The 24,696-nt window shown below is 63.4% G+C and carries 18 protein-coding genes; 10 read left to right on the plus strand and 8 right to left on the minus strand.

All coding sequences use genetic code 11. From position 1 onward, the window contains the following. Position 1: 1 nt before the first annotated feature. The 7 genes from ACWGTO_RS08240 to ACWGTO_RS08270 all read right to left on the minus strand — a co-directional run bounded on the left by ACWGTO_RS08240 (position 2) and on the right by ACWGTO_RS08270 (position 8,960). Complete coding sequence (locus tag ACWGTO_RS08240) at positions 2 to 1,432, minus strand: aspartate aminotransferase family protein (protein WP_454574386.1); 1,431 nt, start codon at positions 1,430 to 1,432, stop codon at positions 2 to 4. Positions 1,433 to 1,501: 69 nt separating this feature from the next. Then, positions 1,502 to 2,509 carry an NAD-dependent epimerase/dehydratase family protein gene (locus tag ACWGTO_RS08245; RefSeq protein ID WP_454574360.1) on the minus strand — a complete coding sequence of 336 codons (1,008 nt, stop codon included), beginning with the start codon at positions 2,507 to 2,509 and terminating at the stop codon, positions 1,502 to 1,504. After that, positions 2,506 to 2,940 (minus strand): EamA family transporter, encoded by a 435-nt coding sequence (locus tag ACWGTO_RS08250; RefSeq protein WP_454574361.1) that lies wholly within the window; start codon positions 2,938 to 2,940, stop codon positions 2,506 to 2,508. The genes ACWGTO_RS08245 and ACWGTO_RS08250 overlap by 4 nt, the downstream gene beginning before the upstream one ends. Before the next feature lie 122 nt (positions 2,941 to 3,062). Further along, entirely contained in the window at positions 3,063 to 4,415 is a 1,353-nt protein-coding gene (locus tag ACWGTO_RS08255) for an FAD-binding oxidoreductase (protein ID WP_454574362.1), read from the minus strand. A 3-nt stretch (positions 4,416 to 4,418) separates the two neighbouring features. Beyond that, the gene (locus tag ACWGTO_RS08260) at positions 4,419 to 5,852 is read right to left on the minus strand and encodes a UbiA family prenyltransferase (RefSeq protein ID WP_454574363.1); all 1,434 of its coding nucleotides are present in this window, start codon (positions 5,850 to 5,852) and stop codon (positions 4,419 to 4,421) included. A gap of 207 nt (positions 5,853 to 6,059) precedes the next feature. Beyond that, on the minus strand, positions 6,060 to 6,323 hold the full coding sequence (locus tag ACWGTO_RS08265; protein WP_023670370.1) for a hypothetical protein: 264 nt from the start codon (positions 6,321 to 6,323) through the stop codon (positions 6,060 to 6,062). A gap of 147 nt (positions 6,324 to 6,470) precedes the next feature. Further along, positions 6,471 to 8,960 (minus strand): mechanosensitive ion channel family protein, encoded by a 2,490-nt coding sequence (locus ACWGTO_RS08270; RefSeq protein WP_454574387.1) that lies wholly within the window; start codon positions 8,958 to 8,960, stop codon positions 6,471 to 6,473. A gap of 331 nt (positions 8,961 to 9,291) precedes the next feature. Between ACWGTO_RS08270 and ACWGTO_RS08275 the strand changes: the two genes are divergently transcribed. From ACWGTO_RS08275 to ACWGTO_RS08295, 5 genes are all read left to right on the plus strand, one after another. Next, positions 9,292 to 10,551: a sarcosine oxidase subunit beta gene (locus ACWGTO_RS08275; RefSeq protein WP_454574364.1), complete on the plus strand. Its 1,260-nt coding sequence runs from the start codon at positions 9,292 to 9,294 to the stop codon at positions 10,549 to 10,551. Between the two features lie 10 nt (positions 10,552 to 10,561). Beyond that, the gene (locus ACWGTO_RS08280; RefSeq protein ID WP_454574365.1) at positions 10,562 to 10,858 is read left to right on the plus strand and encodes a sarcosine oxidase subunit delta; all 297 of its coding nucleotides are present in this window, start codon (positions 10,562 to 10,564) and stop codon (positions 10,856 to 10,858) included. Then, positions 10,855 to 13,848, plus strand: coding sequence for a sarcosine oxidase subunit alpha (locus tag ACWGTO_RS08285; RefSeq protein WP_454574366.1), 2,994 nt, complete (start codon positions 10,855 to 10,857; stop codon positions 13,846 to 13,848). The genes ACWGTO_RS08280 and ACWGTO_RS08285 overlap by 4 nt, the downstream gene beginning before the upstream one ends. Next, positions 13,841 to 14,428 (plus strand): sarcosine oxidase subunit gamma family protein, encoded by a 588-nt coding sequence (gene soxG / locus ACWGTO_RS08290; protein ID WP_454574367.1) that lies wholly within the window; start codon positions 13,841 to 13,843, stop codon positions 14,426 to 14,428. The genes ACWGTO_RS08285 and soxG overlap by 8 nt, the downstream gene beginning before the upstream one ends. A gap of 177 nt (positions 14,429 to 14,605) precedes the next feature. Then, positions 14,606 to 16,048 (plus strand): MFS transporter, encoded by a 1,443-nt coding sequence (locus tag ACWGTO_RS08295; RefSeq protein ID WP_454574368.1) that lies wholly within the window; start codon positions 14,606 to 14,608, stop codon positions 16,046 to 16,048. Between the two features lie 28 nt (positions 16,049 to 16,076). On the opposite strand, the gene ACWGTO_RS08300 is transcribed toward ACWGTO_RS08295, so the two are convergent. Beyond that, positions 16,077 to 16,781 carry a nitroreductase gene (locus ACWGTO_RS08300; protein WP_454574369.1) on the minus strand — a complete coding sequence of 235 codons (705 nt, stop codon included), beginning with the start codon at positions 16,779 to 16,781 and terminating at the stop codon, positions 16,077 to 16,079. A gap of 281 nt (positions 16,782 to 17,062) precedes the next feature. Here ACWGTO_RS08300 and ACWGTO_RS08305 point away from each other — a divergent pair, with 281 nt between their 5' ends. From ACWGTO_RS08305 to ACWGTO_RS08325, 5 genes are read left to right on the plus strand one after another with little or no spacing between them, the layout of a single operon-like run. Continuing rightward, positions 17,063 to 17,605, plus strand: coding sequence for a helix-turn-helix domain-containing protein (locus ACWGTO_RS08305; RefSeq protein WP_454574388.1), 543 nt, complete (start codon positions 17,063 to 17,065; stop codon positions 17,603 to 17,605). Between the two features lie 15 nt (positions 17,606 to 17,620). Continuing rightward, a complete protein-coding gene (locus ACWGTO_RS08310) occupies positions 17,621 to 20,074 on the plus strand; it encodes a GcvT family protein (RefSeq protein ID WP_454574370.1) in 2,454 nt (817 codons plus the stop codon). Beyond that, a complete protein-coding gene (locus ACWGTO_RS08315) occupies positions 20,071 to 20,970 on the plus strand; it encodes a homocysteine S-methyltransferase family protein (RefSeq protein WP_454574371.1) in 900 nt (299 codons plus the stop codon). The genes ACWGTO_RS08310 and ACWGTO_RS08315 overlap by 4 nt, the downstream gene beginning before the upstream one ends. Beyond that, positions 20,970 to 22,151, plus strand: coding sequence for a pyridoxal phosphate-dependent aminotransferase (locus tag ACWGTO_RS08320; protein ID WP_454574372.1), 1,182 nt, complete (start codon positions 20,970 to 20,972; stop codon positions 22,149 to 22,151). The genes ACWGTO_RS08315 and ACWGTO_RS08320 overlap by 1 nt, the downstream gene beginning before the upstream one ends. Next, complete coding sequence (locus ACWGTO_RS08325) at positions 22,148 to 24,610, plus strand: GcvT family protein (RefSeq protein WP_454574373.1); 2,463 nt, start codon at positions 22,148 to 22,150, stop codon at positions 24,608 to 24,610. The genes ACWGTO_RS08320 and ACWGTO_RS08325 overlap by 4 nt, the downstream gene beginning before the upstream one ends. Positions 24,611 to 24,696: the final 86 nt, after the last annotated feature.

Below are 24,696 nucleotides of genomic sequence, written 5' to 3' on the forward strand. Positions count from 1 at the left end.
CTCAACGGACCTGGCTTTTGACGAAATCCTTCACGATTGACACGATGCCGCGCGACAACAGGCTGTCGAAGGCCTCGACGAAGCGGTCGACATGCTCGCGCTGGCAGATCAGCGGGGGCTCGAGGCGGATGACATTCCGGTTATATTCGGTGAAGGCGACCAGCACGTCATAGTCACGCAAAAGCAGCGAACCGACGAAGCCCGACAGCGAGCCCTTCAGCTTGTCGTCGAGCACGCTGACGATCGGCCGCAGCACCATCGGCAAGGTCTGCGAGAAATCGTGGAACTCGAGCCCGACCATAAAGCCCTTGCCGCGCACATCCTTGATGATCTTCGGATATTTTTCCTTCAGCGCCTGCAGCCGCTGCAGCAAATAGTCGCCGGTCGAGGCGGCATTGTCGATCAGCCCCTCGTCATAGAGCACGTTGATGCCCTCGATCGCGGTGACGCAGGCTTCGCCCATGCCGCCGAAGGTCGCCATGGCATGGATCATCGCCGTCTTCGGCGTGCCATAGGCCTTCATGTAGACCTCGCGTCGCGCGATCATCGCGCCGACCGCCGCCTTGCCAGCGCCGAGCGACTTGGCCAGCGCCGTCACATCCGGCACGACGCCGTAATGCTCGAAGGCATAGAAGCGGCCGGAACGGCCATAGCCGCACTGCACTTCGTCGGCCACCAACAGCACGCCGAACTGGTCGCACAGCGCGCGCAGCTTCTGCCAGTACTCGGCAGGCGCCTGGATGATGCCGCCGCCGCCCTGGATGGTTTCCAGCACGATGACACCGACCTCCGGGTCGGAGCGGAACAACCGCTCGACCGCGTCGATATCGGCGAACGGAATGCGCACCGTATTCTCCGCCATCTTGAAGTCGGCGCGGTAGAGCTGGCCGTCGGTGATGCCCAGCACACCCTTGGTCTTGCCGTGGAAGGAGTTCTCGGCATAGACGATTTTCGGACGCTTCGGCCCGGCGGCGCGCTCGGCAAGCTTCACCGCCGCTTCCATCGCCTCCGAGCCGGACGAGCCCAAAAACACCATGTCGAGATCGCCGGGCGAGCATTTGGCGATGTTGTGGGCAAGCGCAGCTGCATATTGCGACATGAAGGCGATGGCGATTTCCTGGCGCTTTTCCTCCTGGAACTTGCGGCGAGCCTCCAGGATGCGCGGATGGTTGTGGCCGAAGGCCAGCGAACCGAAACCGCCAAAGAAGTCGAGGATCTTGCGGCCGTTCTGGTCGATGTAGAACATGCCTTCGGCGCGTTCGATCTTGATCTTGTGGAAGCCGAGCAGCTTCATGAAGTGCAACTGGCCCGGGTTGAGATGCGCCTTGAACAGGTCTGTCATGCGCGTGACATCCATCGCCTTCGCCTGCTCGACGCTGATCAGTTCGGGCTTGGCAACAGTGGTGGGCGACAGCGCCGGCGCACTGACCATGTTGCGCGCGTTCGTCTGCTCAGGCTTGGCCATGACGGTCATCTCGGAGTTCTCCTGGTCGTCCCATCTTTACTCGGCGGGGACATGATTGGCGGTGACGGCAAGACCGTCCTTCTTGGCGCGGTATTCGCTGTAGGCGGCGATCAGCATGTCCTCGTCGCGATATTGCGGCACCCAGCCGAGGTGGCGCTCGGCCTTGGACACGTCGAGCACACACTCCTCATCGGCGATCAGATATTGTTCGGGATCCATGATCGGCATGTTCATGAGATCGAGCAGGTCGAGCGTGCGCTTGACCGCCCAGCCCGGCGTCGGGATCAGCAGCGATTTCGACCCGGCATGCTTGATCAGGTCGCCGAGCAATTTCTTCACCGGCGGCGGATTGAGCGAGCCAAGATTATAGGCCTCGTTGGGCACGCCGGCCTTCCAGGCCGCGCGGGCGGCCTCGGCGCAGTCGAACACCGAGATGAACTGGTAGGGGTTCTTGCCCGAACCGATCATCGGCACCGGAAGGTTCCAGTCGATCAGCTTGAACAGTTTTTCCAATATGCCGAGCCGGCCGGGACCGATGATCAGGCGCGGCCGAAACAGCGAGATCGACATGCCGCGCTTGCGCCACTCGGCGGCGAGCTCCTCGGTCTTCTGCTTCGACCAGCCATATTCGCCAAGCGGCGCGACCGGGTGCTCCTCGGTCATCGGCTGGGTCACCGTGTGGCCGTAGATCATGTCGGTGGTGTAGTGGACGAGCTTCGGTGCGCCGGCCTTGTCCATGGCCTGCATGATGTGTTCGGTGCCGTGGAAATTCACCGGGAAGAAGAAGTCGTGGCGCTTGGCGCGGACCTGGATCGGCGACAGCATCTTGGCCGACAGATTGTAGACCATGTCGTCGGCCTTCAGGCCGACCTTGGCCACCGAGGCCGGATCGGTGACGTCGCAGGTGGCGAAGCGGACCGAACGATAATGCGGCAGGTCGCTCTTGACGATGTCGGCAACGACAACCTCTTCACCGTCGGCCACAAGTTTCGGGGCAAGATGACGGCCGACGAAGCCGTCACCACCGAAAATCATATGTCTCATCGAACGGTCTCGTTTGCGTGGATCTGGTCGGGGGTGAGGGAAGCGGTCTTGTCGTCATGTCCGCGCCCGCTTTGCGCGATCAGAACGGTGCCGACACAGATGAAGGCGATGCCGGCAATGCGCCAGGCGTTGAGGTCCTCGCGAAAGATGAAATAGGCGAAGATCGCGACCGCGACATAGGCAAGGCTGAGGAACGGATAGGCAAAGCTGAGCTCGACCTTGGACAGCACATAGAGATGCGAGGCCATCGAGATGACGAAGGTGCACAGGCCGAGGAACACCCACGGGCTGAAGACGATCTGCAACAGCTTCAGAAGCGGGTTGGTGCCTTCGAACGAGATCGGGCCGAGCGACATCATGCCTTGCTTCAGCATCAGCTGCGCCGCGGCGTTGGTCATGACCGTGAACAGAATGAAGACGATATATTTCATATTTTCCACTCGTCGCTTGCAAGCGTCCTATTACAAACCTGCAAACATTTCGTGAAGCCACGACAATGTTTGAACTACGCTGGGATTGGCGGACTATTGACCCCAATTTATCCGAATTCTACCTATTCCGCCGCTTCGACGCGCCCCGGCCGTATGTCGAGCTTTTTCGCCGTCCGCAGCCAGAAACTGGACATGAACGCCGGGTCGCGCAGCGCCTCCAGCCGCTGCCAATCCGGGAAGGACGCGGCGAAAACATCGGCGCTCATGCGCGCATCCTTGTAAGGGTTGACCGCGCCGCCGGCCGCGACCGTGATGCGGTCGAGTTCGCCAAGCAGCGCCAGCGTCTTGCCGCCTCGATTGGGGAAATCGAGCGTCAGCGTGAAGCCGGGCCGAGGAAATGACAGCAGACCCGGCGAGCGGATCGATCCGAAGCGCTTCAGCACGGTGAGGAAGGAGCCCTGCCCGGCTCGCCGTGCGGCCTCCAGCAGCGCCGGCACGGTCTGGCGCGCGGCATTTTCCAGCACCACGCTCTGGTGCTGGTAAAGACCCTTCGGCCCATAGAGCCGGTTCCAGTTACCGACGCCGTCCAGCGGAAAGAAAAAGCCCTGGTAGCCGGTTTGACGCGGTTCTGTTGAGCGCCCTTTCTTCCACCGGTAGGCGGCGTTGAAAGCAGTCAGGAACGGCCGGTTGAGCACATTGAAAGGCGGCTGGACCGGCACCGACAGGCGGGAGCCGGCACGAGACGCCGCATGCGAGCCATGTTCGGCATGATTGCCGGTCAACAACAAACCGCGTCCGCGGCCATGGCCTCCGGCCAGCTGGTCGATCCAGGCGACGGCATATTCATTGGCTTGGTCGGCAGCCTCGGCCAGCTCGAAGAATTCATCGAGATCGGCAAACCGCGTCGCCGTCTCGACAATGTCCAGCGAAGACACCCGCATCAGCCGGATCGAGGCCGACAGGATCAGGCCGGTCAGCCCCATGCCGCCGATCGTTGCCCCGAACAGCCGGGCATTGTCGGTTGCCGAGCAGGTGTAGGTTCGACCGTCCGAGCGCAGCAGCGTCAGCGATTCGACATGGCAACCAAAGGTGCCGCGCCGGTGATGGTTCTTGCCGTGGACGTCGTTGGCGATGGCGCCGCCAAGGGTCACGAACTGGGTGCCCGGAACCACCGCCGGAAAGAAGCCGTAGGGAGCGGCGTGCGCAATGATGTCGGACAGCAACACGCCGGCTTCCGCCTCAATCAGGCCGGTCTCGGCGTTGAAGGCACCGATACGGTTCAGCGGCCGCATGTCGACGACCGCGCCCGCTTCGTTCTGGCAGGAATCGCCGTAGGAGCGACCGTTGCCATAGGCGAGCAAGCCGTTTGCCTTTGCCTTGCCGCTCTTCATCAGTTCGATCGCCGTGTCAGCCGCGACGGTCCGCTTTGCGGCAGGCGTGGCGCGGCCGAAACTCTGGAATCGTTTGCCCGCCATTTCTTACCAGCCTCCAGCGACCAGCAGTGCTGCGCCGATAGCTACGATGATCTGGCTGCGCCAGTCGCGGATGATGAAGACGACTGGATCGTCATTCATCTCGTCGCGGCGCGCCAGAATCCAGACGCGCATGGTCAAATACAGCACGATCGGCGCCAGCGGCCAGACCAGCCAGGGATGCGGATAGAGTTCGCGCACAGCGGCGCTGTCCATGTAGAGCGCCAGCACCAGCGCCGAGGAGAAGGCCGACGCCATGCCGGCCTGGGCGACGATCTCCTGGTCTTCGATGCGGTAGCCGCGGCCTGCAATACGCTCGCCCACCGGAATGGCAGTAGTGCGCAGTTCAACATAGCGCTTCACCAGCGCCAGCGACAGGAAGAAGAAGATCGAGAAGGCGAGCAGCCAGAACGAGACCTCGACGCCGGTCGCCGCAGCGCCCGCCAGCACGCGCAGCGTGTAGAGGCCGGCCAGCGTCAGCACGTCGACGAGAAGCATGCGCTTGAACGACAGCGAATAGGCCGTGGTCACCATAATGTAGCCGGCGAGCACACCCAGGAACTCGATCGGCAACAGAAGCCCGGCGGCGATGCCGATCACCACAAGCACCGCCATCGCCCCGATACCGAACGGGATCGACAGCGCGCCGCTGGCGAACGGCCGGTTGCGTTTGGTCGGGTGATTGCGGTCAAGCGCAAGGTCGAAGAAATCGTTGAGGATGTAGATGGCCGAAGCCACTGCACTGAAGGAGACGAACGCCAGCAGGCACTGCCAGATCATGTTGGCGTTGAAGTATTCGTGCGACAGCACCATCGGCACCGCGATCAGGGAATTCTTCAGCCACTGATGCATCCGCAACATCTTGACGAATGTCTTCAATGTCCTTTTCGGCGCAGGCATCGTTTCGGCGCTATGCGTGGCTTGCCAGCGCTTCGCATGGCGGTCGGGCGCCACGACGATGGCGTCGCGCGCGGCTTCGAAAACCTTGAGATCGTGACGGCTGTTGCCGGCATAGTCGAAACCGCCATCGCCATAGGCGGCGATGAGCGCGTCGCGCTTGCGGACTGAGGTCATGTTGTGCGGACCGTCGGTCGCCAGCACATAGTCGAAGATGCCCAGATGCGCGGCAATCGCCTCGGCGAACTTGCGTGGCGTACCTGTCGCCAGCACGATCTTGCGGCCGTCGGCATGCTCGGCGCGCAGGCGCTGCAGCAGTGCTTCGCGATAGGGCAGCGACGCCGGATCGATGTCGATGCGGTCGGCGATGGCTTGCTTCAGCCGCGCCGGGCCGGCGGCAAGCCAGAACGGTACCAGGAAGATATAGAGCGGATTCTTCTTGAGAAGAATGAACAGGCCTTCCCACAGAAGGTCGGTCGCGATCAGCGTGCCGTCGAGGTCGACCGCAAGTGGGATTGCGTTCTTGTCCGACCGCGCATCCATGTCTGTCCTGTCCTGCTCATAAACCCGTCGCGCCGTATTTGGGCGTCTTCGCATGGGTATAGCGGCGGAACGGCATAGTGAACGTTAAAACGCCTGGTTGCAGCCGGTAGATGCCGCGATATTTCCTGCGTCATTGTTAAGCAATCACTACCACGAACAATAAAAGGCCGGGCATTGCCCGGCCTCTGCAAGAGCTTCCTGCCGACTTTACTTGATGCGGGCAACGCCACCCGAGATTTCGACCGTTTCCGAACCGGTCAGGGCCTCGAGGTCGCCATTGGGCAAGGTGACGAAACAGCCGTTCGGGCAGAATTCCACGGTCTCGCCGGCGGCCAGCGCCAGCTCCGTCTTGCCGCCGCCTTCCGTCACGATCAGCGTACGGGTTTCAGCGTCCTTGTTGACCGCGCTGGCGGCAAAGGCCGAGCCACTCGCTGCGGTAAGAGCGATGGCGACGACGAGCGACTTCCACATTTTGCAATATCGGTGTTTCCACACCGCCTCTGTTGCATTTGGCAAGGCATTCTCGCCTTTGCATGGGAGCTTATATGAGATGCAAGCTGAACCGCAACTGAATGCCGCATTCATGCCGCAATTGGTTTGGAAGGAGCCTGGGGCCCCCTAGCTGGGATCGGGTTTGCGCGCCTTTCGGCCCGGTTTGGCCAGGCGCGCCTTCTCGGCTGCCGCTTCCGCCTCCGCCTGCTCCTTCTCGGCGAACTCGACTTCGATCTTGTCGTCGTCGAGCGGCCATGCCTCGGTCTGTTTGACCTTGACCTCGGCGCGCGGCGTCGAAGGGATCTCGATATGCTCGCTATCGAAGGCATCGAGTACGGCAAAGCGAATATCGTTCTGAACGATCGCGCCGTTCAGCACGTCGGCCAGGAACACGCGGATCTCGAACTCAAGTGCCGCCGACCCGAAATTGGTGAACAGAACGAACGGCTCCGGGTTCTTCAGCACCAGCGCATGGCCGCGCGCGATCTCCAGCAGGATGGCGTGCACCCGCTTGACGTCGCTGCCGTAGGCGACGCCGACCTTGATCTCCACACGTCCGAGCTTGTTGCGGTGCGTCCAGTTGCCGACGGCATTGTTGATCAGGTTCGAGTTGGGCAGGATCACCGACTGCCGCTGGAAGGTCTCGATCTCGGTGGCGCGCACGCTGATCTTCTTGACCGTGCCTGAGGTGTCGCCGGCGACGATCCAGTCGCCGACCTTGAACGGCCGCTCGGCGAGCAGGATCAAGCCGGACACGAAGTTGGACACGACATTCTGCAAGCCGAAGCCGATACCCAGCGAAAGTGCGCCGGCAACGAGCGCCAGGTTGGAGAGATCGATACCCGCAGCCGAGATGCCGACGAGACCGGCAACGGCGACGCCGGCATAGCCGACCGCCAGCCGGATCGAATTGCGCACGCCGGTATCGACCTTGCCGCGCGCCATCACCGAGCCGTCGAGCCAGCCCTGGAACCATCGGGTCAGGAAATAGCCGATGATGAAGACGACGATGCCGGTGAGGATGCCAGTAACCGAAATCGTCACCGAGCCGATGGTGATGCCTGTCGCCAGCTTGTAGGCCCAAGCCTGGATGTCGCCGGGCTGGAACCCCCACATAAACAGGATCAGCGGCAGGAACACCAGCACGATCATCAGGTTGATGGCGACGCTTACGACCAGGCCGAGCTGGTCGAGCGCGGTATCCTCGTAGCCGGCATTGGCCGACAGCCAGCGTCCGATCGAGGTGCCGGCGAAACCGCCCTCCTCGCCGACCTCGCGCGCTGACAGGAAGCCGATATAGGCGGTGACCAGGATAGTGCCGGTGACCACGACTTGCAGCGAGACGAAGATCGCAAGGCCGATATAACCGAACAGCGCCGCCGTAATCGTCGATAGACCCAGCGCAACGGATGTGTAGCGCAGCCAGGCCGGCCAGGGGCGCCAGCTACCGTCGGCTCCCTTATATGGCCTCAGCAACGCCATCAGGATCAGGATGACGCCGACGATGACGGTGGCGACAAAACTTCTGGCGATGGTCAGCGACAATGGCGAACCCATCTTGTCGTTGACGATCGACAGAAAGTTGTTGACGCCGATGACGACCGCCATGGCCGTCGTCAGCCGCACCAGCCAGCGCGCCGGGCCGGTTTCGACCTGGATCAGGCGCCAGTTCGGCATCCGCGGTTCCAGCGCCGCATTGGTCAGGCGATTGACGCAGAACACCACCGCGATGACCGCGGCCAGGGCGTTGAGGAAGACGCCGATGTCACCGCGCAGCACATTGTAATAATTGTAGAGAAAGACAGTCGAAACGAGGAAGGCGCTGACCGCCAGCGTCGGCAGCAAGGTCGACCAGAACGCCACTGACAGCCGGCTGAGATAGGTAGGATCCTCGACCGATGGATCGGCTTCGAAGATGCGCCCGAACAGGCGGCGTCCCCCGACGAGAAGCACCGCCGCCAGCCCCAGCGACATGAATGTCGCTGCAAGCATCGCCTGGAACTTGAACTTGAAGGCAAAGCTCAGCCACGACGATACCGCCCTGAAAAGGTTGGCGTATTCGTCGCGGGCGTCTGAAAAGACCTGCGGGCTCAGCGCATCGGACAGCACATAGCGCTTGGTAAGCCCGCTGCGGAACAGCTCGCTGCGCTTGTTGCCGATCGCCTCGATCAGCGCATTGATACGGATCGACAGGGTCTGCGCGCTGGCAATGACGGCATTGATCTCGGCCTTTTCGGAGGCGAGCGCCTGGCGCTCGCCAGTCACGATATCCGGTTCAGGCGGCTGCCCCGCGGCCGGCGGCGCGCCGATCTGCTCAAGCCTTGAGTTGATCTCCCCAAGCCGCGAACGGAATGCCAGCGCGCTGTTCAGAGCATCGCGCGACAGCTCTTCCAACTGCAGGCGGATGTCGACAAGGGTGGCGTCCTCAACGCCGTCGTCCTGGACCTTCTTCTCCAGAGTGTCGGTTTTCGTCTTCAGGTCCTGGAGGATTTTCTGCTGGTCGGCGACCAGCCCGGCAGGCGCCTGGCCCAGCCCCTGCGCCATCGCGCCGAACGAATGCGGCGCAGAGACAACGAGCGCGAGGATGAGCAGCAGGCGGAAGAAGCGAAAAAACATAATGCTCACGACTCAATCGCGGCAAAGGCCGCTTCTAAAGCGGTCCTTGATAAAGACGCTCATCCCAAGGGGCAAGTCATGGCCAAGTCATGGCGCCAAGTCATGGCGATTGGCGGCCTTGCGGGAGTCGGCCAGTCGAAAAGCCATGGCGCAATCTTGGCTTTGCGCCCGCCGCCTGCTCTATAGTCTGCCGCATCGCACCCGAGCCGGATGATTTCAGGTCTGTTCGACCTGAAGCGATCCGGCTCTGAAAATCAAAGATACAGAGCATGATGTCGTCCGAAAACCGCTTCACACTTTTCGGCATCGTGCTCTAGGGATGGCATGAAGAATGGCGGAATATTCGGCCTTTTCGCTTCTCACGAACGCGCTCAGGGGAAACCAGGACTGGAAGCCGGCCTGGCGCAAGCCGGATCCCAAGGCTTCCTATGATGTCATCATCATCGGCGGTGGCGGCCATGGCCTGTCGACGGCCTATTATCTGGCCAAGGAGCACGGCATCACCAATGTCGCCGTGCTGGAGAAGGGCTGGCTGGGTTCCGGCAATGTCGGCCGCAACACCACAGCGGTGCGCTCCAACTACCTTCTGCCCTCCAATACCCGCTTCTACGAACATTCGATGAAGATGTGGGAGAACCTCTCGCACGACCTCAACTACAACGTCATGTTCTCGCAGCGCGGCTGCCTGAACCTTGCCCACACGCCGGCCCAGTTCGACGACTATGCACGGCGCGGCAACGCCATGCGCCATCTCGGCGTTGACGCAGAACTGATGAGCACGGCAGAGATCAAGCGGCTGGTGCCGGCGCTCGACATGTCGGCCTCGGCGCGCTTTCCCATCGTCGGCGGCCTGATGCAGCCGCGCGCAGGTACTGCCCGCCACGACGCCGTCGCCTGGGGTTATGCGCGCGGCGCCGACCGCCGTGGCGTCGACATCATCGAGAATTGCGAGGTCACCGGCTTCCTGCGCGACGGAGACCGCATCACAGGCGTGCAGACGACGCGCGGCGAGATCCGCGGCAAGAAGGTTGCCGTGGCGGTGGCCGGCAGCACCGGACGGGTGATGCAGCTTGCCGGTGTCGACAGGATGCCGATCGAGAGCCATGTGCTGCAGGCATTCGTCACCGAATCGCTGAAACCCTTCATAGATACGGTGCTGACCTTCGGCATGGGGCATTTCTACATGTCGCAGTCCGACAAGGGCGGCCTCGTCTATGGCGGCGACATTGACGGCTACAACAGCTACGCCCAGCGCGGCAATCTGCCTGTTGTCGACGAGGTGATGAGCGAGATGCTGGCGCTGTTTCCGGGCCTTGCCCGCGTGCGCATGCTGCGCTCCTGGGGCGGCGTCTGCGATATGTCGATGGACGGTTCGCCGATCATCACCACCGGGCCGCTGCCCGGCATGTATCTCAACTGCGGCTGGTGCTATGGCGGCTTCAAGGCGACGCCGGCCTCGGGCTGGTGCTTTGCATACACCATCGCCAAGGACGAACCGCACGCATTCAACGCGCAGTTCACGCTCGACCGTTTTTATCGCGGCCTGGTGATCGACGACAAAGGCCAGGGCGCGACGCCCCGGCTGCATTAGGGTTCAACCAATGCTTATTACCTGTCCCTATTGCGGCCCGCGCGACGTCATCGAATTCACCTATCAGGGCGACGGCAACCGCGAGCGCCCGCAGCCCGCCTCGCAGGACCTCGACGCCTGGAACGCCTATGTCTACGACCGGCTGAACCCGGCCGGCGACCACAATGAGATCTGGCAGCATTCCGGCGGCTGCCGCACGCATCTGAGGATGGTGCGCAACACCGTCACACATGAGATTTCCAGCACCGGCTTCGCCCGCGGCGACCACAATGCCGCCGGCCGGCACAAGGCGGGGGGCAAGTCGTGAGCCCGCGCCGCACCGAGACCGGCGGCCGCATCGACCGGCTGCGCACCATCCGTTTCACCTTTGACGGCACGCCCTACACCGGCCATGCCGGCGACACGCTGGCCTCGGCGCTGCTGGCCAACGGCGTCACGCTGTTCGGGCGTTCGTTCAAATACCACCGTCCGCGCGGCGTGCTCTCCGCCGGTGTCGAGGAGCCGAATGCGCTGGTCACGGTGCTGCGCGGCGAAGTGCGCGAGCCCAACGTTGCCGCGACCATGGTCGAGATCTATGACGGGCTGGTGGCCGTCAGCCAGAACCGATTTCCCTCGCTCGCCTGGGACGTCAACGCCGTCAACCAGCTTGGCGGCAAGATCCTGGCCGCCGGCTTCTACTACAAGACCTTCATGGGTCCGGTCTTCGGCCCGCTGAAAGGCACTCGCTTCTGGATGTTCTGCGAGCATTTCATCCGCCGCGCCGCCGGGCTAGGCCGCGCTGGCATTGCCGCCGACACCTCACGCTACGAGCGCATGAACGCGTTCTGCGACGTGCTGGTTGTCGGCTCCGGCCCAGCCGGCCTGTCGGCCGCAAAGACGGCTGCTGATCAGGGCGCCCGCGTCATCCTTGCCGAACTCGAGCCGCGTTTCGGCGGCTCGGCCAACTGGTCCGGCGAAACCATCGACGGCACGCCGGCCGCCGAATGGGCGGCGCGCACCGTCAGCCAGCTCGAAGGCCATGACACGGTCCGTCTGCTGCCACGCACCACGGTGTGGGGCTATTATGACGGCAACACGCTCGCCGCACTCGAGCGCGTCACCGACCACAAGGAAACGCCCGGGAAAGGTGAACCGCGCCATCGTTACTGGGCGATCCGCGCCAAGACTGTGGTGCTGGCCACCGGCTCCTTCGAGCGGCCGCTGGTATTTCCCGGCAATGACCGGCCGGGCGTCATGCTGGCCCATGCCGGCGAACGCTATGCCAATGACTATGGCGTGCTGCCGGGCGACAGGATCGCGCTGTTCACCAACAATGACAGCGCCTATCGCTCGGCACTGGCGCTGAAGAAAGCCGGCGCGGCCATCGTCGCCATCGTCGACGTTCGCGCCGAACTGTCCGCCGAGATGCGCAGCCTCGCCACCGAGGCCGAAGCCGAAATCCTCTCCGGCCATGCGGTGGTCGCCACCGAAGGCGGCAAGGCGCTGAGTGGCCTCAAGGTGCAGCGCTTCGACATGAACTCGGGCGTGCTGAGCGGCGATATCAGGAGCATCCACGCCGATTGCCTGCTGATGTCGGGTGGCTGGTCGCCGACCATCCATCTCGCCAGCCAGGCCGGTGCCAGGGCAGAATGGAACGCCGACCGCCAAGCCTTCCTGCCGCCGAAACCGACTCGGCAATGGATTGGCGCCGGCGCCTTCAACGGCAGTTTTTCGACCGTCGAAGCCATCGCTGAGGGCCGCGCCGCCGGCCTGTCCGCGGCAGGTGGCGCAAGTGCGCCGGCGGCCTTGCCGGATGTCGAAGCGGCACCCGGCAATCCCGATCCGGCGCCGGTGTTCGAGATCAAGGCGAAAGGAAAGAGCTTCGTCGACTTCCAGCATGACGTCACCGCGGAAGATGTGCGGCTGGCGCATCGCGAGGGTTTTGTCTCGGTCGAGCACCTGAAGCGCTACACCACGCTCGGCATGGCGACCGACCAGGGAAAGAACTCCAACGTGCCGGGTCTCGCCATCATGGCCGAGGCGCTCGGCAAGCCGATCCCCGAAGTCGGCACGACGCGGTTCCGCCCGCCCTATTCGGCGGTGTCGATCGGCTCGCTCGCCGCTGAACGTTTCGGCGATTTGAAGCCCGAGCGACTGACGCCGATGCATGACTGGCACTTGGCCAATGGCGCGACGATGTATTCTGCCGGCCTCTGGTTCCGGCCGATGATCTACGGCCTTGCCGGCGAGACGATCGAGCAGGCTTATGTTCGTGAAGCCAAGGCCACGCGCGAAAGTGCCGGCATCGTCGATGTCTCGACGCTGGGAAAGATCGCCGTACAGGGGCCGGATGCGGCGGAATTCCTCGACCGCGTCTACACCAACATGTTTTCCACCCTTGCAGTCGGCAAGGCCCGCTACGGGCTGATGCTGCGCGAGGATGGGCTTGCCTTCGACGACGGCACCACCTGGCGGCTTGGCGAACAGGATTTCCTGATGACCACCACCACTGCCAACGCCGGCAAGGTGATGCAGCATCTGGAATATTTCCTCGATGTCATCTGGCCGGAGTTGAAGGTGCACGTCACCTCGGTGACCGACGAATGGGCTGGTGCAGCCATCGGCGGGCCGAAGGCACGCGCCATCCTGGCCGCCTGCGTCTCCGGCACTGCGGTAGACAACACAGCCCTGCCCTTCATGGGCATTGTGCACGGCCAGATTGCCGGCGTTCCGGTGATGATTTGCCGGCTGTCCTTCTCCGGCGAGATGGCGTTCGAGGTCTATTCCGGCACCGGCCACGGCACTCATGTCTGGGAAGCGCTGGTCGAGGCCGGCAAGCCGTTCGGGCTGGTCACCTACGGACTGGAAGCGCTGGGCACCATGCGCATCGAGAAAGGCCACGTCACCGGCGCCGAGATCGACGGCCGCACCACGGCGCGCAACCTGCATCTCGACTGGATGCTGTCGAAGAAGAAGCCGTTCATCGGCTCGGCGATGATGGATCGCGAAGGCCTTATCGCGCCGGACCGGCTGCAGCTGGTAGGCTTGGTCTCGCTCGACAACCGGCCTTTCAATGGCGGCGCCCATATCGTCGAGGAACTGGACGAAGCCAACCCGCACGATTCCATTGGCCACATCACCGCCTGCTGCTATTCGCCGGCGCTGGGCAAGCACATCGCGCTGGCCCTGGTCGAGGGCGGCAAGGCCAGGCACGGCACCCGCGCGTTCGTCTCCGATCCGCTGCGCAAACGGTTCGGGCCGGTCGAGATCGTCTCCAACCACTTCTACGACCCGGACGGGAGCCGCATGCATGGTTGAGCGTCAATCACCGCTTGAACCGGTGTTCCATCCGGGTTCGCACGGCAATTTCGAACATGGCGTCGATGTCCTGTTGTCCGAAACCAGGCCGGGATCGATCCTGCAGCTCGCCGCATGGCCCGGCGAGGAGAAGAAACTCATCGCGGCCATCCGCAGTGTCACCGGCCTCGCTCTGCCCGATGGCGCCGGCGGCGGCATCGCCGATGGCGCCAAAGCTGTGTTCGGCTTTGCGCCGGGCAAATTCACCGTCGTCGATGCGGCCGAGGGCCTGGCAGCGGCCTTTGCAAAGGTCGTCACCCCGGCCATGGGCACGGTGACCGATCTGTCGCATGGCCGCACCGCGATCCGCATCGCCGGGCCGAAGGCGGAATGGGTGCTGGCGAAATTCTTCGCCATCGACTTCGCCCTGCCCGCCTTCCCCATCGGCGCCGGCCGCTCGACCACCCATCACGACGTCTTCGCCCAGATCCAGCGCACCGGCGCCGACCAGTTCGACATCTATGTCTTCCGCTCCTTTGCTCGTTCGTTCTGGAAGGCGCTCTGCCATGCCAGCGAGGAAGTCGGCTACGAAGTGCAGTAGCGGACGCGGTAAGAAAGGCTCAGTCATCCGGCTTCTGGCATCAAGGCCAGCCGGTTCTGTCGCTAGAGAATCCTGCCGTGGAGGCCCATGGTGGGAAGCGTGGCCGCCCAACCGGTCCAAGGGGTTTAAAAGAATCCCGTCTCAGAGTCGGCATCGTCGTTTGGTTCGAACATCCCCATGACTGCTGAAATATCCGCCGGCGCCACGGATCGCGCCGATGTGTCGGCCAGAGCCTTGCTCCTGCTGCCGCTGACGGTCGCCTGCGGCGTGTTCATGACCAGCCTCGACCAGAATGTCGTGGTCACCGCCCTGCCCGGGATCGGCGAAAGCCTCGCGCGCCCGCCGAGCCAGCTCGGCCTGTTGATCACCGTCTATGTCGCCAGCCTGATCATCTCGATGCCGCTTGGCGGCTGGGCCGCCGACCGCTTCGGCCTGCGCAATGTCTACTGCTTTGCCTTGCTGGTGTTTGCGGCGTCATCGGCGCTGTGCGGGCTGTCCAACGACATCTGGACGCTGGTCGGCGCCCGTGCGTTGCAAGGCTTCGGCGGCGCCTTGATGGGGACGCTCGGCCAGGTCGTTATCCTGTCGACCTTCCCGCGCAGCCGCACGCTCAAGATCAATATGTATATCTCGCTCGCCGGCCAGTCCGGGCCGTTGGTCGGCCCGCTCGTCGGCGGCGCGCTGACCACCTACATCTCCTGGCGCTGGATCTTCTTCATCAACGTGCCATTCGCACTGGCAGCGGCCGTGCTTGCCGCCTCGCTGTTTCCGACGGTCACCAAACCGGTGCGCACGCCGTTTGATTTTCCGGGTTTCCTGCTGGTCGGCAGCGGCATGGTGCTGCTGGTCTTCGGCATGGATTCGCTTGCCGCGAAAGACGCGAGCAGCAGCATGATTGCGGCTGAGCTGGCGCTGGCGATCGTCATCCTGACGATTGCCTCCTTATACTGCCTGCGTGCCCGCAACCCCTTGCTCGACCTGAAACTGCTGCGCATCCGCACCTTCCGCATCTCCTTCCTCACCGGCGGCGGGCTGGACACGATCGGCCTAAGCTCCGTCGTCTTCCTGCTGCCGCTGATGTTCCAGCTCGGCTTCGGCATGAGCGCGGTGCAGGCGGGATCGCTGACCTTCGTCGCGGCGATCGGCTCGCTGATCATGCGTGTCTTCATGCCGCGCCTGCTCAACCACTTCGGCTTTCGCCGCGTGCTGGTCGTCAACACGCCGATCGTTGCCGCGATGGTTGCCGGCTTCGCCCTGATAGAAGCAACCACGCCGGTCTGGATCGTGCTTGCCTATATCTTCGCCTTCGGTGTTCTGCGCTCGGCGCAATGGGCCTCGACAGGCAATCTCGCCTATTCCGATATTGCGCCGGACCAACTCGCCCGCTTCAGCGCCCTCTACTACATTCTGTGGCAGCTGGCGGTGGCGATCAGCGTCGGCCTGGCAGCCGCACTGCTCTCATTCCTGGCCGGCGGCGGGCCGGCCGTGACCAACGACTTCCGCATCCTGTTCGTGGTTGAGGGCATCATCACGCTCTGCGCGCTGATCGCCTATCTCAAGCTGACACCGCAGGACGGTGCCCATGTCAGCGGCCACGGAGCGCAATTGAGCGTGGAATAGACGTGCACCAGCTTTACCTGGTGCACCCCTACTCGCTGAACGTCACCCACTCTTCCAAAGGCACGCGGTCGGTGCGGAAGTCGTTTTCGGGCTTGGACGTATCCTCATGGCCGAGCGCCATGCCGCAGACGACGATCTCCTCGTCCGGAATGTTCAGCACCGGCCGGATCTGCCGGTGATAGGGTGCGAAGGCGGCTTGCGGGCAGGTGTGCAGGCCCCTGCCCCGCGCCGCCACCATGATGTTTTGCAGGAACATGCCGTAGTCGATCCAAGAACCCTGGTTCAGCCGGCGGTCGATGGTGAAGATCATGCCGACCGGCGCATCGAAAAAGACGAAGTTGCGGTCGTGCTGGGCGCGCATCTTGTCAACCTCGCGACGGCCGATGCCGAGCGCGCCGTAAAGCCCGAAGCCGTTGGCGCGCCGGCGAGTGAGATAAGGCTCGAAGAACTGGGTGGGATAGTAGCGATACTCGTCCCAATCCGCCTTTTCGGCGCGGATGCCGGAATTGAGGATGGCATCGGTGATCTGCTGCTTGATCTCGCCCTTGGTCACATAGACGCGCCAAGGCTGCATATTGGTGCCTGAAGGCGCACGCGCGGCAACGGCCAGAATGGCGCGGATTGTATCGTCGTCGACCATGTCGGGCAGGAAAGCGCGCACCGAACGGCGCGTCAGGATCGCCTCGTCGACAACAGCCGCATCTTGCGCAATTTGGGCTTCTTTTTCCAGCATGGGCCGTCCCTTTGCGCATACCGTCAAGCTGAACGGGCTTCCGGAAAAATCATGCGCCGATTCCAAACCTTGGTCGTCGACCGGACGCCCCCAATTCAACCGTTCGTGGCCGAGCCTTTGCATGAACCGTCAAAATCGCGCAAGCAAATCTTGTGGTCCCATGAAAATCCTCTTGATTTTTTCATGGGTGTGGTTTCTCATGAAATTCACCTCCGATTTTTCATCATGTGACCGCTGTGCCTTCAGCTACCGCCGGAACATTGCAGGGACCTGACGAACGCCTGCTGGCGAGCGATATCCGTGCGCTGCGCAAGGCGCGTGGGCTGACGCTTTCCGAGATCGCGCTGAAGCTCGGCCGCTCCGTCGGCTGGGTCAGCCAGGTCGAGCGCGGCCTGTCGACCCCTTCGCTCGGCGACCTCAGGGCCTTCGCCGACCTGTTCGGCGTGCCGCTCAGCCTGTTCTTCAGCCATGACGTCCCGATCGAGAAGGAGCGCGGCGTCATCGTGCGCGCCGGCAGCCGGCGTACGCTTGGCACAAGCGAATCCGGCCTGGTGGAGGAGCTTCTGTCGCCCGATCTCGGCGGTAGTTTCGAGATGGTGCGTTCGATCTTCGCGCCGGGCGCGGAGCTGAAGAGCGAGCAGCTGCGGCCAACCGAAGAGGCCGGCTACATCGCTTCGGGCATTTTCGAGATCGAGATAGCAGGCGTCTGGCACCGGCTCGTCGAAGGCGATTCCTTCCGCTTCGAGCGCAAACCGTACCGCTGGCGCAATCCCGGCACCGAGCCGGCAGTGGTCATCTGGGTGGTTTCGCCGCCTGTTTATTGAACGAGGGGTTTTGACATGGCCGGTTTGCCTCCCACGGCACGCGTGGTGATCATCGGAGGCGGTGTCGTCGGCACCTCCTCGCTCTATCACCTTTGCAAGGCGGGCTGGACCGACTGCGTGCTCTTGGAAAAGAACGAGCTGACTTCGGGCTCGACCTGGCACGCCGCCGGCAACGTGCCGACCTTCTCCTCGTCCTGGTCGCTGATGAACATGCAGCGCTATTCGACCGAGCTCTATCGCGGCCTCGCCGACGCGGTCGACTACCCCATGAACTACCATGTCACCGGCTCGCTCCGTCTCGCCCACACCAAAGAGCGCATGCAGGAATTCCAGCGCGCCAAGGGCATGGGCCGCTACCAGGGCATGGACATCGACATTGTCGGCCCCGACGAGATCAAGCGCCGCTACCCCTTTATCGAGACGCATGATCTGAAGGGCGCGCTCTACGACCCGAACGATGGCGATATCGACCCGGCGCAGTTGACCCAGGCGCTGGCCAAGGGCGCGCGCGACATGGGCGCGAAAATCGTCCGCTTCTGTCCGGTGACGGGTGTTCGGCGCGAGAACGACGAATGGGTGGTTGCAACCCCGCAAGGCGAAATCCGCTGCGAGATCGTCGTCAATGCCGCCGGCTACCGTGCCGCCGAAGTCGGCAAAATGTTCGGCCGCGAGGTGCCGATGATGGTGATGAGCCATCAGTACATATTGTTCGAGGAAATCCCCGAACTGGTGGCGTGGTCGAAGGAACAGGGCAAGAAACTGCCGCTGCTGCGCGACGTCGACACCTCCTACTATCTGCGCCAGGAAAAGAACGGCATGAATCTCGGCCCCTATGAGCGCAATTGCCGCGCGCATTGGGCGACCCATAACGACCCGATGCCGGAGGATTTCTCCTTCCAGTTGTTTCCCGACGATCTCGACCGTCTCGAACACTATCTGGCCGACGCGGTCGCGCGCGTGCCGATCCTCGGCACCGCGGGCCTCTCCAAGGTCATCAATGGGCCGATCCCCTACGCGCCGGACGGCAACCCGCTGATCGGCCCGATGCCCGGCGTTCCCAACGCGTTCGAGGCCTGCGTCTTTACTTTCGGCATCGCGCAAGGCGGTGGCGCCGGCAAGGTGCTGGCCGAGTGGATCACCGAGGGCCAGACCGAATGGGACATGTGGTCCTGCGATCCGCGCCGCTTCACCAGCTTTGCCGCGGCACCCGACTATGTCGTCGCCAAGGGCATGGAGATCTACGGCAATGAATACGCCATCCAGTTCCCCAGGCACGCCTGGCCGGAAGGGCGCGACCGCAAGCTGTCGCCGATCCACGATCGCATCAAGGCGCTCGGCGCCCGGTTCGACGCTTACAATGGCTGGGAGCGCGCCACCTGGTATGCGCAACCCGGTGACGACACGTCGGAAGAAGCGACGCTCACCTTCCGCCGCGAAGGGCCATGGCACCACCGCGTGCGCGAAGAGTGCCTGGCGGTGCGCGATGCCGCCGGCATTTTGGACCTGCCCGGCTTCTCGCGCTTCAACCTCGAAGGCCCCGGGGCAGCCGAATGGCTGGCGCTGCAGGTCACCGGCCTGGTGCCCAAGCCCGGCCGCATCGGCCTCGTCTATTTTGCCGATGATAAGGGCCGCATCGTCACCGAGATGTCGGTGGTGCGCCATGGCGAAGAGCAGATGACGCTGATCACCGCGGCGGTAGCGCAATGGCACGATTTCGAATGGCTGAAGTCGCGCTTGCCGAAGGACGCAGCTTTCACCCTCACCGACAGGACCGAAGACTATTCGACGCAAATCCTCGCCGGTCCCAATTCGCGCAAGATTTTGGCCGACGTCTGCGATGCGGATCTCTCCCTGCCCTGGCTGACGCATCAGGAAACTACTATCGCCGGCCGCTGGGCGAAGCTGGTGCGGGTGTCCTTCGCCGGCGAACTCGGCTGGGAAATCCACACCAAGGTGGGCGACACATCAGCCATCTTCGACGCCGTCTGGACGGCGGGACAAAAACACGGCCTAAAACCGTTCGGCATGTATGCGCTGGATTCGCTGCGCCTCGAAAAAGGCTACCGCACCTGGAAGGGCGACCTCTCGACCGACTACACGATCCTGCAAGGCGGGCTCGAACGCTTCGTCAAATGGGACAAGCCGGAATTCCGTGGCAAGGCAGCCCTGCAGAACGAAAAGCAGCAAGGCGTGAAGAAGCGCTTCGTCACCCTGGTGGTCGAAAACCCCGGCGATTGCGATGCGCCTTCCGTGTCGACGCTGTGGCATGACGGCAAGATCGTCGGCGAGACGACCTCGGGTGGCTGGGGTCATCGCATCGACAAGTCGATCGCGCTCGGCATGCTGCGCGCCGACCTGGCTGAACCGGATACCGCCATCGAGATCGAGATTTTTGGCGACCGCTTCAAGGCGGTCGTGCAAAAAGACGAGCCGCTGTGGGATCCGAAGAATGAGAGGCTGCGGGCGTGAAGACTGTTATTCTCACCGATGGCGGTATGGGCCAGGAACTGGTCCGCCGCAGCAAATCCGAGCCGACGCCGCTGTGGTCTGCCAGGGTGCTGATCGACGAACCGGATCTGGTGCGCGACCTGCATGCGGAATTCATTCGTGCCGGCGCCCGCGTCATCACCATCAACACCTATTCGGCCACGCCGGAGCGGCTCGCGCGGGAAGGCGCGGAAGACCTGTTCAAGCCGCTGCAGAAGCGCGGCATCGAGCTTGCAAGGCAAGCTTGCGAGCAAGCCGGAGAGGCAACCATCGCCGGCTGCCTGTCGCCGCTGTTCGGCAGCTATGCGCCGGCACTGACCATTTCCTATCAGGACACACTAGACATCTACCGCCGCATCGTTGCCGAGCAGGCGGACGGTGTCGATCTGTTTCTGTGCGAAACCATGGCCTCGGCCGATGAAGCGCGTGCGGCCGTCACGGCGGCATCGGAAAGCGGCAAGCCGGTCTGGGTATCATGGACGCTGGCCGACCACGGCACCCCGCGCCTGCGCAGCGGCGAGGGGATCGCCGCGGCCTCCCGTGCGCTCGACGGCCTGCAGCTCGCGGCACGGCTGGTCAATTGCTGTCGGCCCGAAGCGATCGCCGCGGCACTGCCCGAGCTGATCGATCTCGGCGGCCCGGTCGGCGCCTATGCCAACGGCTTCACCTCTACCGAGGCGCTCAAGCACGGCGGCACCGTCGATGTGCTGCACGCTCGCCACGATCTTGGTCCTGATGCCTATGCCGAACAGGCCATCGGCTGGGTCGAGGCCGGCGCTGGCATTGTCGGCGGCTGCTGCGAGGTCGGCCCGGCCCATATCGCCGCCTTGCGCGGCCGGCTCGAACAGGCCGGTTACAAAATTTCGGGAGTATTCTGATGCCCAGACCCTCATCGCGCATTACCGGCATCGTGCCTTCGGGCAAGGATGGCTGGGAGGTCCATACCGAGGCCTGGGCCCGCAAGGAGGCCGGCCAGGACATCATCATGCTATCGGTCGGCGACCATGATTTCGACACGCCGTCACAAACCATCGAAGCCTGCGTGACGGCGGTGCGCGGCAGCAACCACCACTACACGCCTCTTTCCGGCGTTCCGCGCCTGCGCAAGGCTATGGCGGCGGCATCGACCGCTTGCAGCGGCATCGAGACGAGCCCGGATCAGGTCATCCCCACGCCGGGCGGCCAGGCAGCCCTTTATGCCGCGGTTCAGGCCGTTCTCGACCAGGGCGACCACGCTATCGTGGTGGCGCCCTACTACGCCACCTACCCCAACACATTCAGCGCCGCCGGCGCCAGTTTCACCGTGGTCGAGACGCCGGCCGAGGACGGTTTCCAGCCACGCGCCGACAGGATCCGCGCGGCACTCAAGCCCAACACGCGCGCCATATTGATCAACACGCCGAACAACCCGACGGGCGCCGTCTATTCGCGCGAGCGGCTGGAAGAGCTGGCCGACATCTGCAAAGAGCATGATCTCTGGCTGCTGTCGGACGAGGTCTATTGGACACTGGGCGGCGGCGAGCACATCTCGCCGCGCGGCCTGCCCGGCATGGCCGAGCGCACGCTGGTCATCAATTCGATGTCCAAGAGCCACGGCATGACCGGCTGGCGGATGGGGTGGCTGACCGGCCCGGCTGAGATGATCACGCTTTTGACCAACCTCAATCTGGTGACGACCTACGGCTTGCCGGCCTTCATCTCGATCGCCTGTGCCGAGGCGCTGGAGAACCGGTATGGCGTCAAGGAGATCGCCGAACGCTACGCGACACGCCGCACCGTCCTGCTCGATGCCGTGCGCGGTATGAACAACGTCACCGTGCACGGCTCGGAAGGCGGCATGTATGTCATGCTCGACATCTCCGCCGTCGAGCCGGACGACGAGAAATTCGCCTGGGCCTTTCTCGACAAGGAGAATGTCGGCGTCATGCCCGGCTCCAGCTTCGGCCATGCCGCCGCCGGCCATATCCGCATCAGCCTCTGCCAGCCGGAACCCGTGCTTCAGGAAGCGGCAAAACGCCTGCACCGCTTCGCATCCAGCTATCGCCGCGAGGCCGCATGACCAAGACGATACCCACCAAGGCCATTCCCAATAAAGCGAGGGCCGTGATCATCGGCGGCGGCGTCTCCGGCTGTTCGGTTGCCTACCACCTGGCCAAGCTCGGCTGGACCGACATTGTGCTGCTTGAACGAAAGCAGCTGACATCGGGCACAACCTGGCACGCCGCCGGCCTGATCGGCCAGTTGCGTGGCTCGCAGAACATGACGCGGCTGGCGAAATATTCGGCCGACCTCTACGTCAAGCTGGAGGCCGAAACCGAAGTCGGCACCGGCATGCGCCAGGTCGGCTCGATCACCGTGGCGCTGACCGAGGAGCGCAAGCACGAGATCTACCGACAGGCCTCGCTCGCCCGCGCCTTCGATGTCGACGTGCGCGAGATTTCGCCGAAAGAAGTCAAAGAGATGTATCAGCATCTCAACGTGTCCGACGTCGTCGGCGCTGTGCATCTGCCGCTCGACGGCCAGTGCGATCCCGCCAACATCGCCATGGCACTCGCAAAAGGCGCGCGCCAACGCGGCGCCACCATCGCCGAGAACGTCAAGGTCACCAAGGTTCACACCAATGCCGGCCGCGTCACTGGCGTGTCATGGGCGCAAGGCGAGGATCAGGGCACTATCGAGGCCGACATCGTCGTCAACTGCGCCGGCATGTGGGCGCGTGAACTCGGCGCACAGAACGGCGTCACCATCCCGCTGCATGCCTGCGAGCATTTCTATCTCGTCACCGAGCCGATCCCAGGTCTGACCCGCCTGCCGGTGCTGCGTGTGCCGGACGAATGCGCCTACTACAAGGAAGACGCCGGCAAGATGATGCTCGGCGCCTTCGAGCCGGTGGCCAAGCCCTGGGGCATGCATGGCATCCGCGAGGATTTCTGCTTCGACCAGTTGCCCGAGGACATGGAGCATTTCGAGCCCATCCTCGAAATGGGCGTCAACCGCATGCCAATGCTGGCGACAGCCGGCATCCACACCTTCTTCAACGGCCCCGAAAGTTTTACCCCGGACGACCGCTACTATCTCGGCGAGGCGCCGGAGCTATCCGGCTACTGGATGGCGACCGGCTACAATTCGATCGGCATCGTCTCCTCCGGCGGCGCCGGCATGGCGCTGGCGCAATGGATCAATGACGGTGAAGCGCCCTTCGACCTCTGGGAGGTCGACATCCGCCGCGCCCAGCCGTTCCAGAAGAACCGCCGCTACCTCAGGCAGCGCGTCTCCGAAACGCTCGGCCTGCTCTATGCCGACCATTTCCCCTACCGCCAGATGGCGACCTCGCGCGGCGTGCGTCGCTCGCCCCTGCATGAGCATCTGAAGGCGCGCGGCGCGGTGTTTGGCGAGGTCGCCGGCTGGGAACGCGCCAACTGGTTCGCCCGTGAAGGACAGGAGCGCGAATACCGCTACTCCTGGAAACGACAGAACTGGTTCGACAACCAGCGCGAGGAACATCTCGCCGTCCGCAACAAGGTCGGTCTGTTCGACATGACCTCGTTCGGCAAGATCCGCGTCGAGGGCCGCGATGCCTGTGCGTTCCTGCAAAAGCTCTGCGCCAACGACATGGACGTGGCGCCCGGCAAGATCGTCTACACCCAGATGCTCAACCAGCGCGGCGGCATCGAGAGCGATCTGACGGTGTCGCGGCTGTCGGTAACAGCCTACTTCCTCGTCGTCCCCGGCGCGACGCTGCAGCGCGATCTCGCCTGGTTACGCCGGCATGTCGGCGAGGACTTCGTCGTCATCACCGACGTGACGGCGGCGGAAAGCGTGCTCTGTTTGATGGGTCCAGACGCGCGAAAGCTGATCCAGAAGGTCAGCCCAAACGATTTCTCCAACGAGAAGAATCCCTTCGGCACGTTCCAGGAGATCGAGATCGGCATGGGCCTCGCCCGCGCCCATCGCGTCACCTATGTCGGCGAGCTCGGCTGGGAGCTCTACGTCTCGACCGATCAGGCAGCGCACGTCTTCGAGGCGATCGATGAAGCCGGCGCTGATATCGGCCTGAAACTCTGCGGCCTGCATACGTTGGATTCCTGCCGCATCGAAAAGGCCTTCCGTCATTTCGGCCACGACATCACCGACGAGGACAATGTGCTTGAGGCCGGCCTCGGCTTTGCGGTCAAGACAGCCAAGGGCGACTTCATCGGCCGCGATGCTGTGCTGAAGAAAAAGGAAGCCGGCCTGTCACGCCGGCTGGTGCAGTTCAGGCTGAAAGATCCGCAGCCCCTGCTTTTCCACAACGAGGCCATCCTGCGCGACGGCAAGATCGTCGGCCCGATCACTTCCGGCAATTACGGCCACCATCTTGGCGGCGCGATCGGGTTGGGTTATGTGCCGTGCAAGGGCGAGAGCGAGGCGGATGTGCTTTCCTCGTCATACGAGATCGAGATCGCCGGCGAGCGTTTTGCGGCGGAAGCGTCGCTGAAGCCGATGTACGATCCGAAGGCGGAGCGGGTGAAGATGTAGCGCAGTTTCTTCCTTCTCCCCCTGTGGGCCTGTTGCGTAATTGGCTGGTTGTGATTCTCTGAGACGGAAGTTCGGAGGGAATCGCA

It is taken from the genome of Mesorhizobium sp. PL10 (genome assembly GCF_053714315.1).

Bases quoted from the DNA above. Each gene is read 5' to 3' on its own strand.
- ACWGTO_RS08265 (WP_023670370.1), bottom strand. From the start codon at position 6,323: ATGTGGAAGTCGCTCGTCGTCGCCATCGCTCTTACCGCAGCGAGTGGC.
- ACWGTO_RS08255 (WP_454574362.1), bottom strand. From the start codon at position 4,415: ATGGCGGGCAAACGATTCCAGAGTTTCGGCCGCGCCACGCCTGCCGCA.
- ACWGTO_RS08275 (WP_454574364.1), top strand. From the start codon at position 9,292: ATGGCGGAATATTCGGCCTTTTCGCTTCTCACGAACGCGCTCAGGGGA.
- ACWGTO_RS08310 (WP_454574370.1), top strand. From the start codon at position 17,621: ATGGCCGGTTTGCCTCCCACGGCACGCGTGGTGATCATCGGAGGCGGT.
- ACWGTO_RS08325 (WP_454574373.1), top strand. From the start codon at position 22,148: ATGACCAAGACGATACCCACCAAGGCCATTCCCAATAAAGCGAGGGCC.
- ACWGTO_RS08320 (WP_454574372.1), top strand. From the start codon at position 20,970: ATGCCCAGACCCTCATCGCGCATTACCGGCATCGTGCCTTCGGGCAAG.
- ACWGTO_RS08295 (WP_454574368.1), top strand. From the start codon at position 14,606: ATGACTGCTGAAATATCCGCCGGCGCCACGGATCGCGCCGATGTGTCG.
- soxG (WP_454574367.1), top strand. From the start codon at position 13,841: ATGGTTGAGCGTCAATCACCGCTTGAACCGGTGTTCCATCCGGGTTCG.
- ACWGTO_RS08280 (WP_454574365.1), top strand. From the start codon at position 10,562: ATGCTTATTACCTGTCCCTATTGCGGCCCGCGCGACGTCATCGAATTC.
- ACWGTO_RS08240 (WP_454574386.1), bottom strand. From the start codon at position 1,432: ATGGTCAGTGCGCCGGCGCTGTCGCCCACCACTGTTGCCAAGCCCGAA.
- ACWGTO_RS08270 (WP_454574387.1), bottom strand. From the start codon at position 8,960: ATGTTTTTTCGCTTCTTCCGCCTGCTGCTCATCCTCGCGCTCGTTGTC.
- ACWGTO_RS08250 (WP_454574361.1), bottom strand. From the start codon at position 2,940: ATGAAATATATCGTCTTCATTCTGTTCACGGTCATGACCAACGCCGCG.
- ACWGTO_RS08245 (WP_454574360.1), bottom strand. From the start codon at position 2,509: ATGAGACATATGATTTTCGGTGGTGACGGCTTCGTCGGCCGTCATCTT.
- ACWGTO_RS08260 (WP_454574363.1), bottom strand. From the start codon at position 5,852: ATGGATGCGCGGTCGGACAAGAACGCAATCCCACTTGCGGTCGACCTC.
- ACWGTO_RS08300 (WP_454574369.1), bottom strand. From the start codon at position 16,781: ATGCTGGAAAAAGAAGCCCAAATTGCGCAAGATGCGGCTGTTGTCGAC.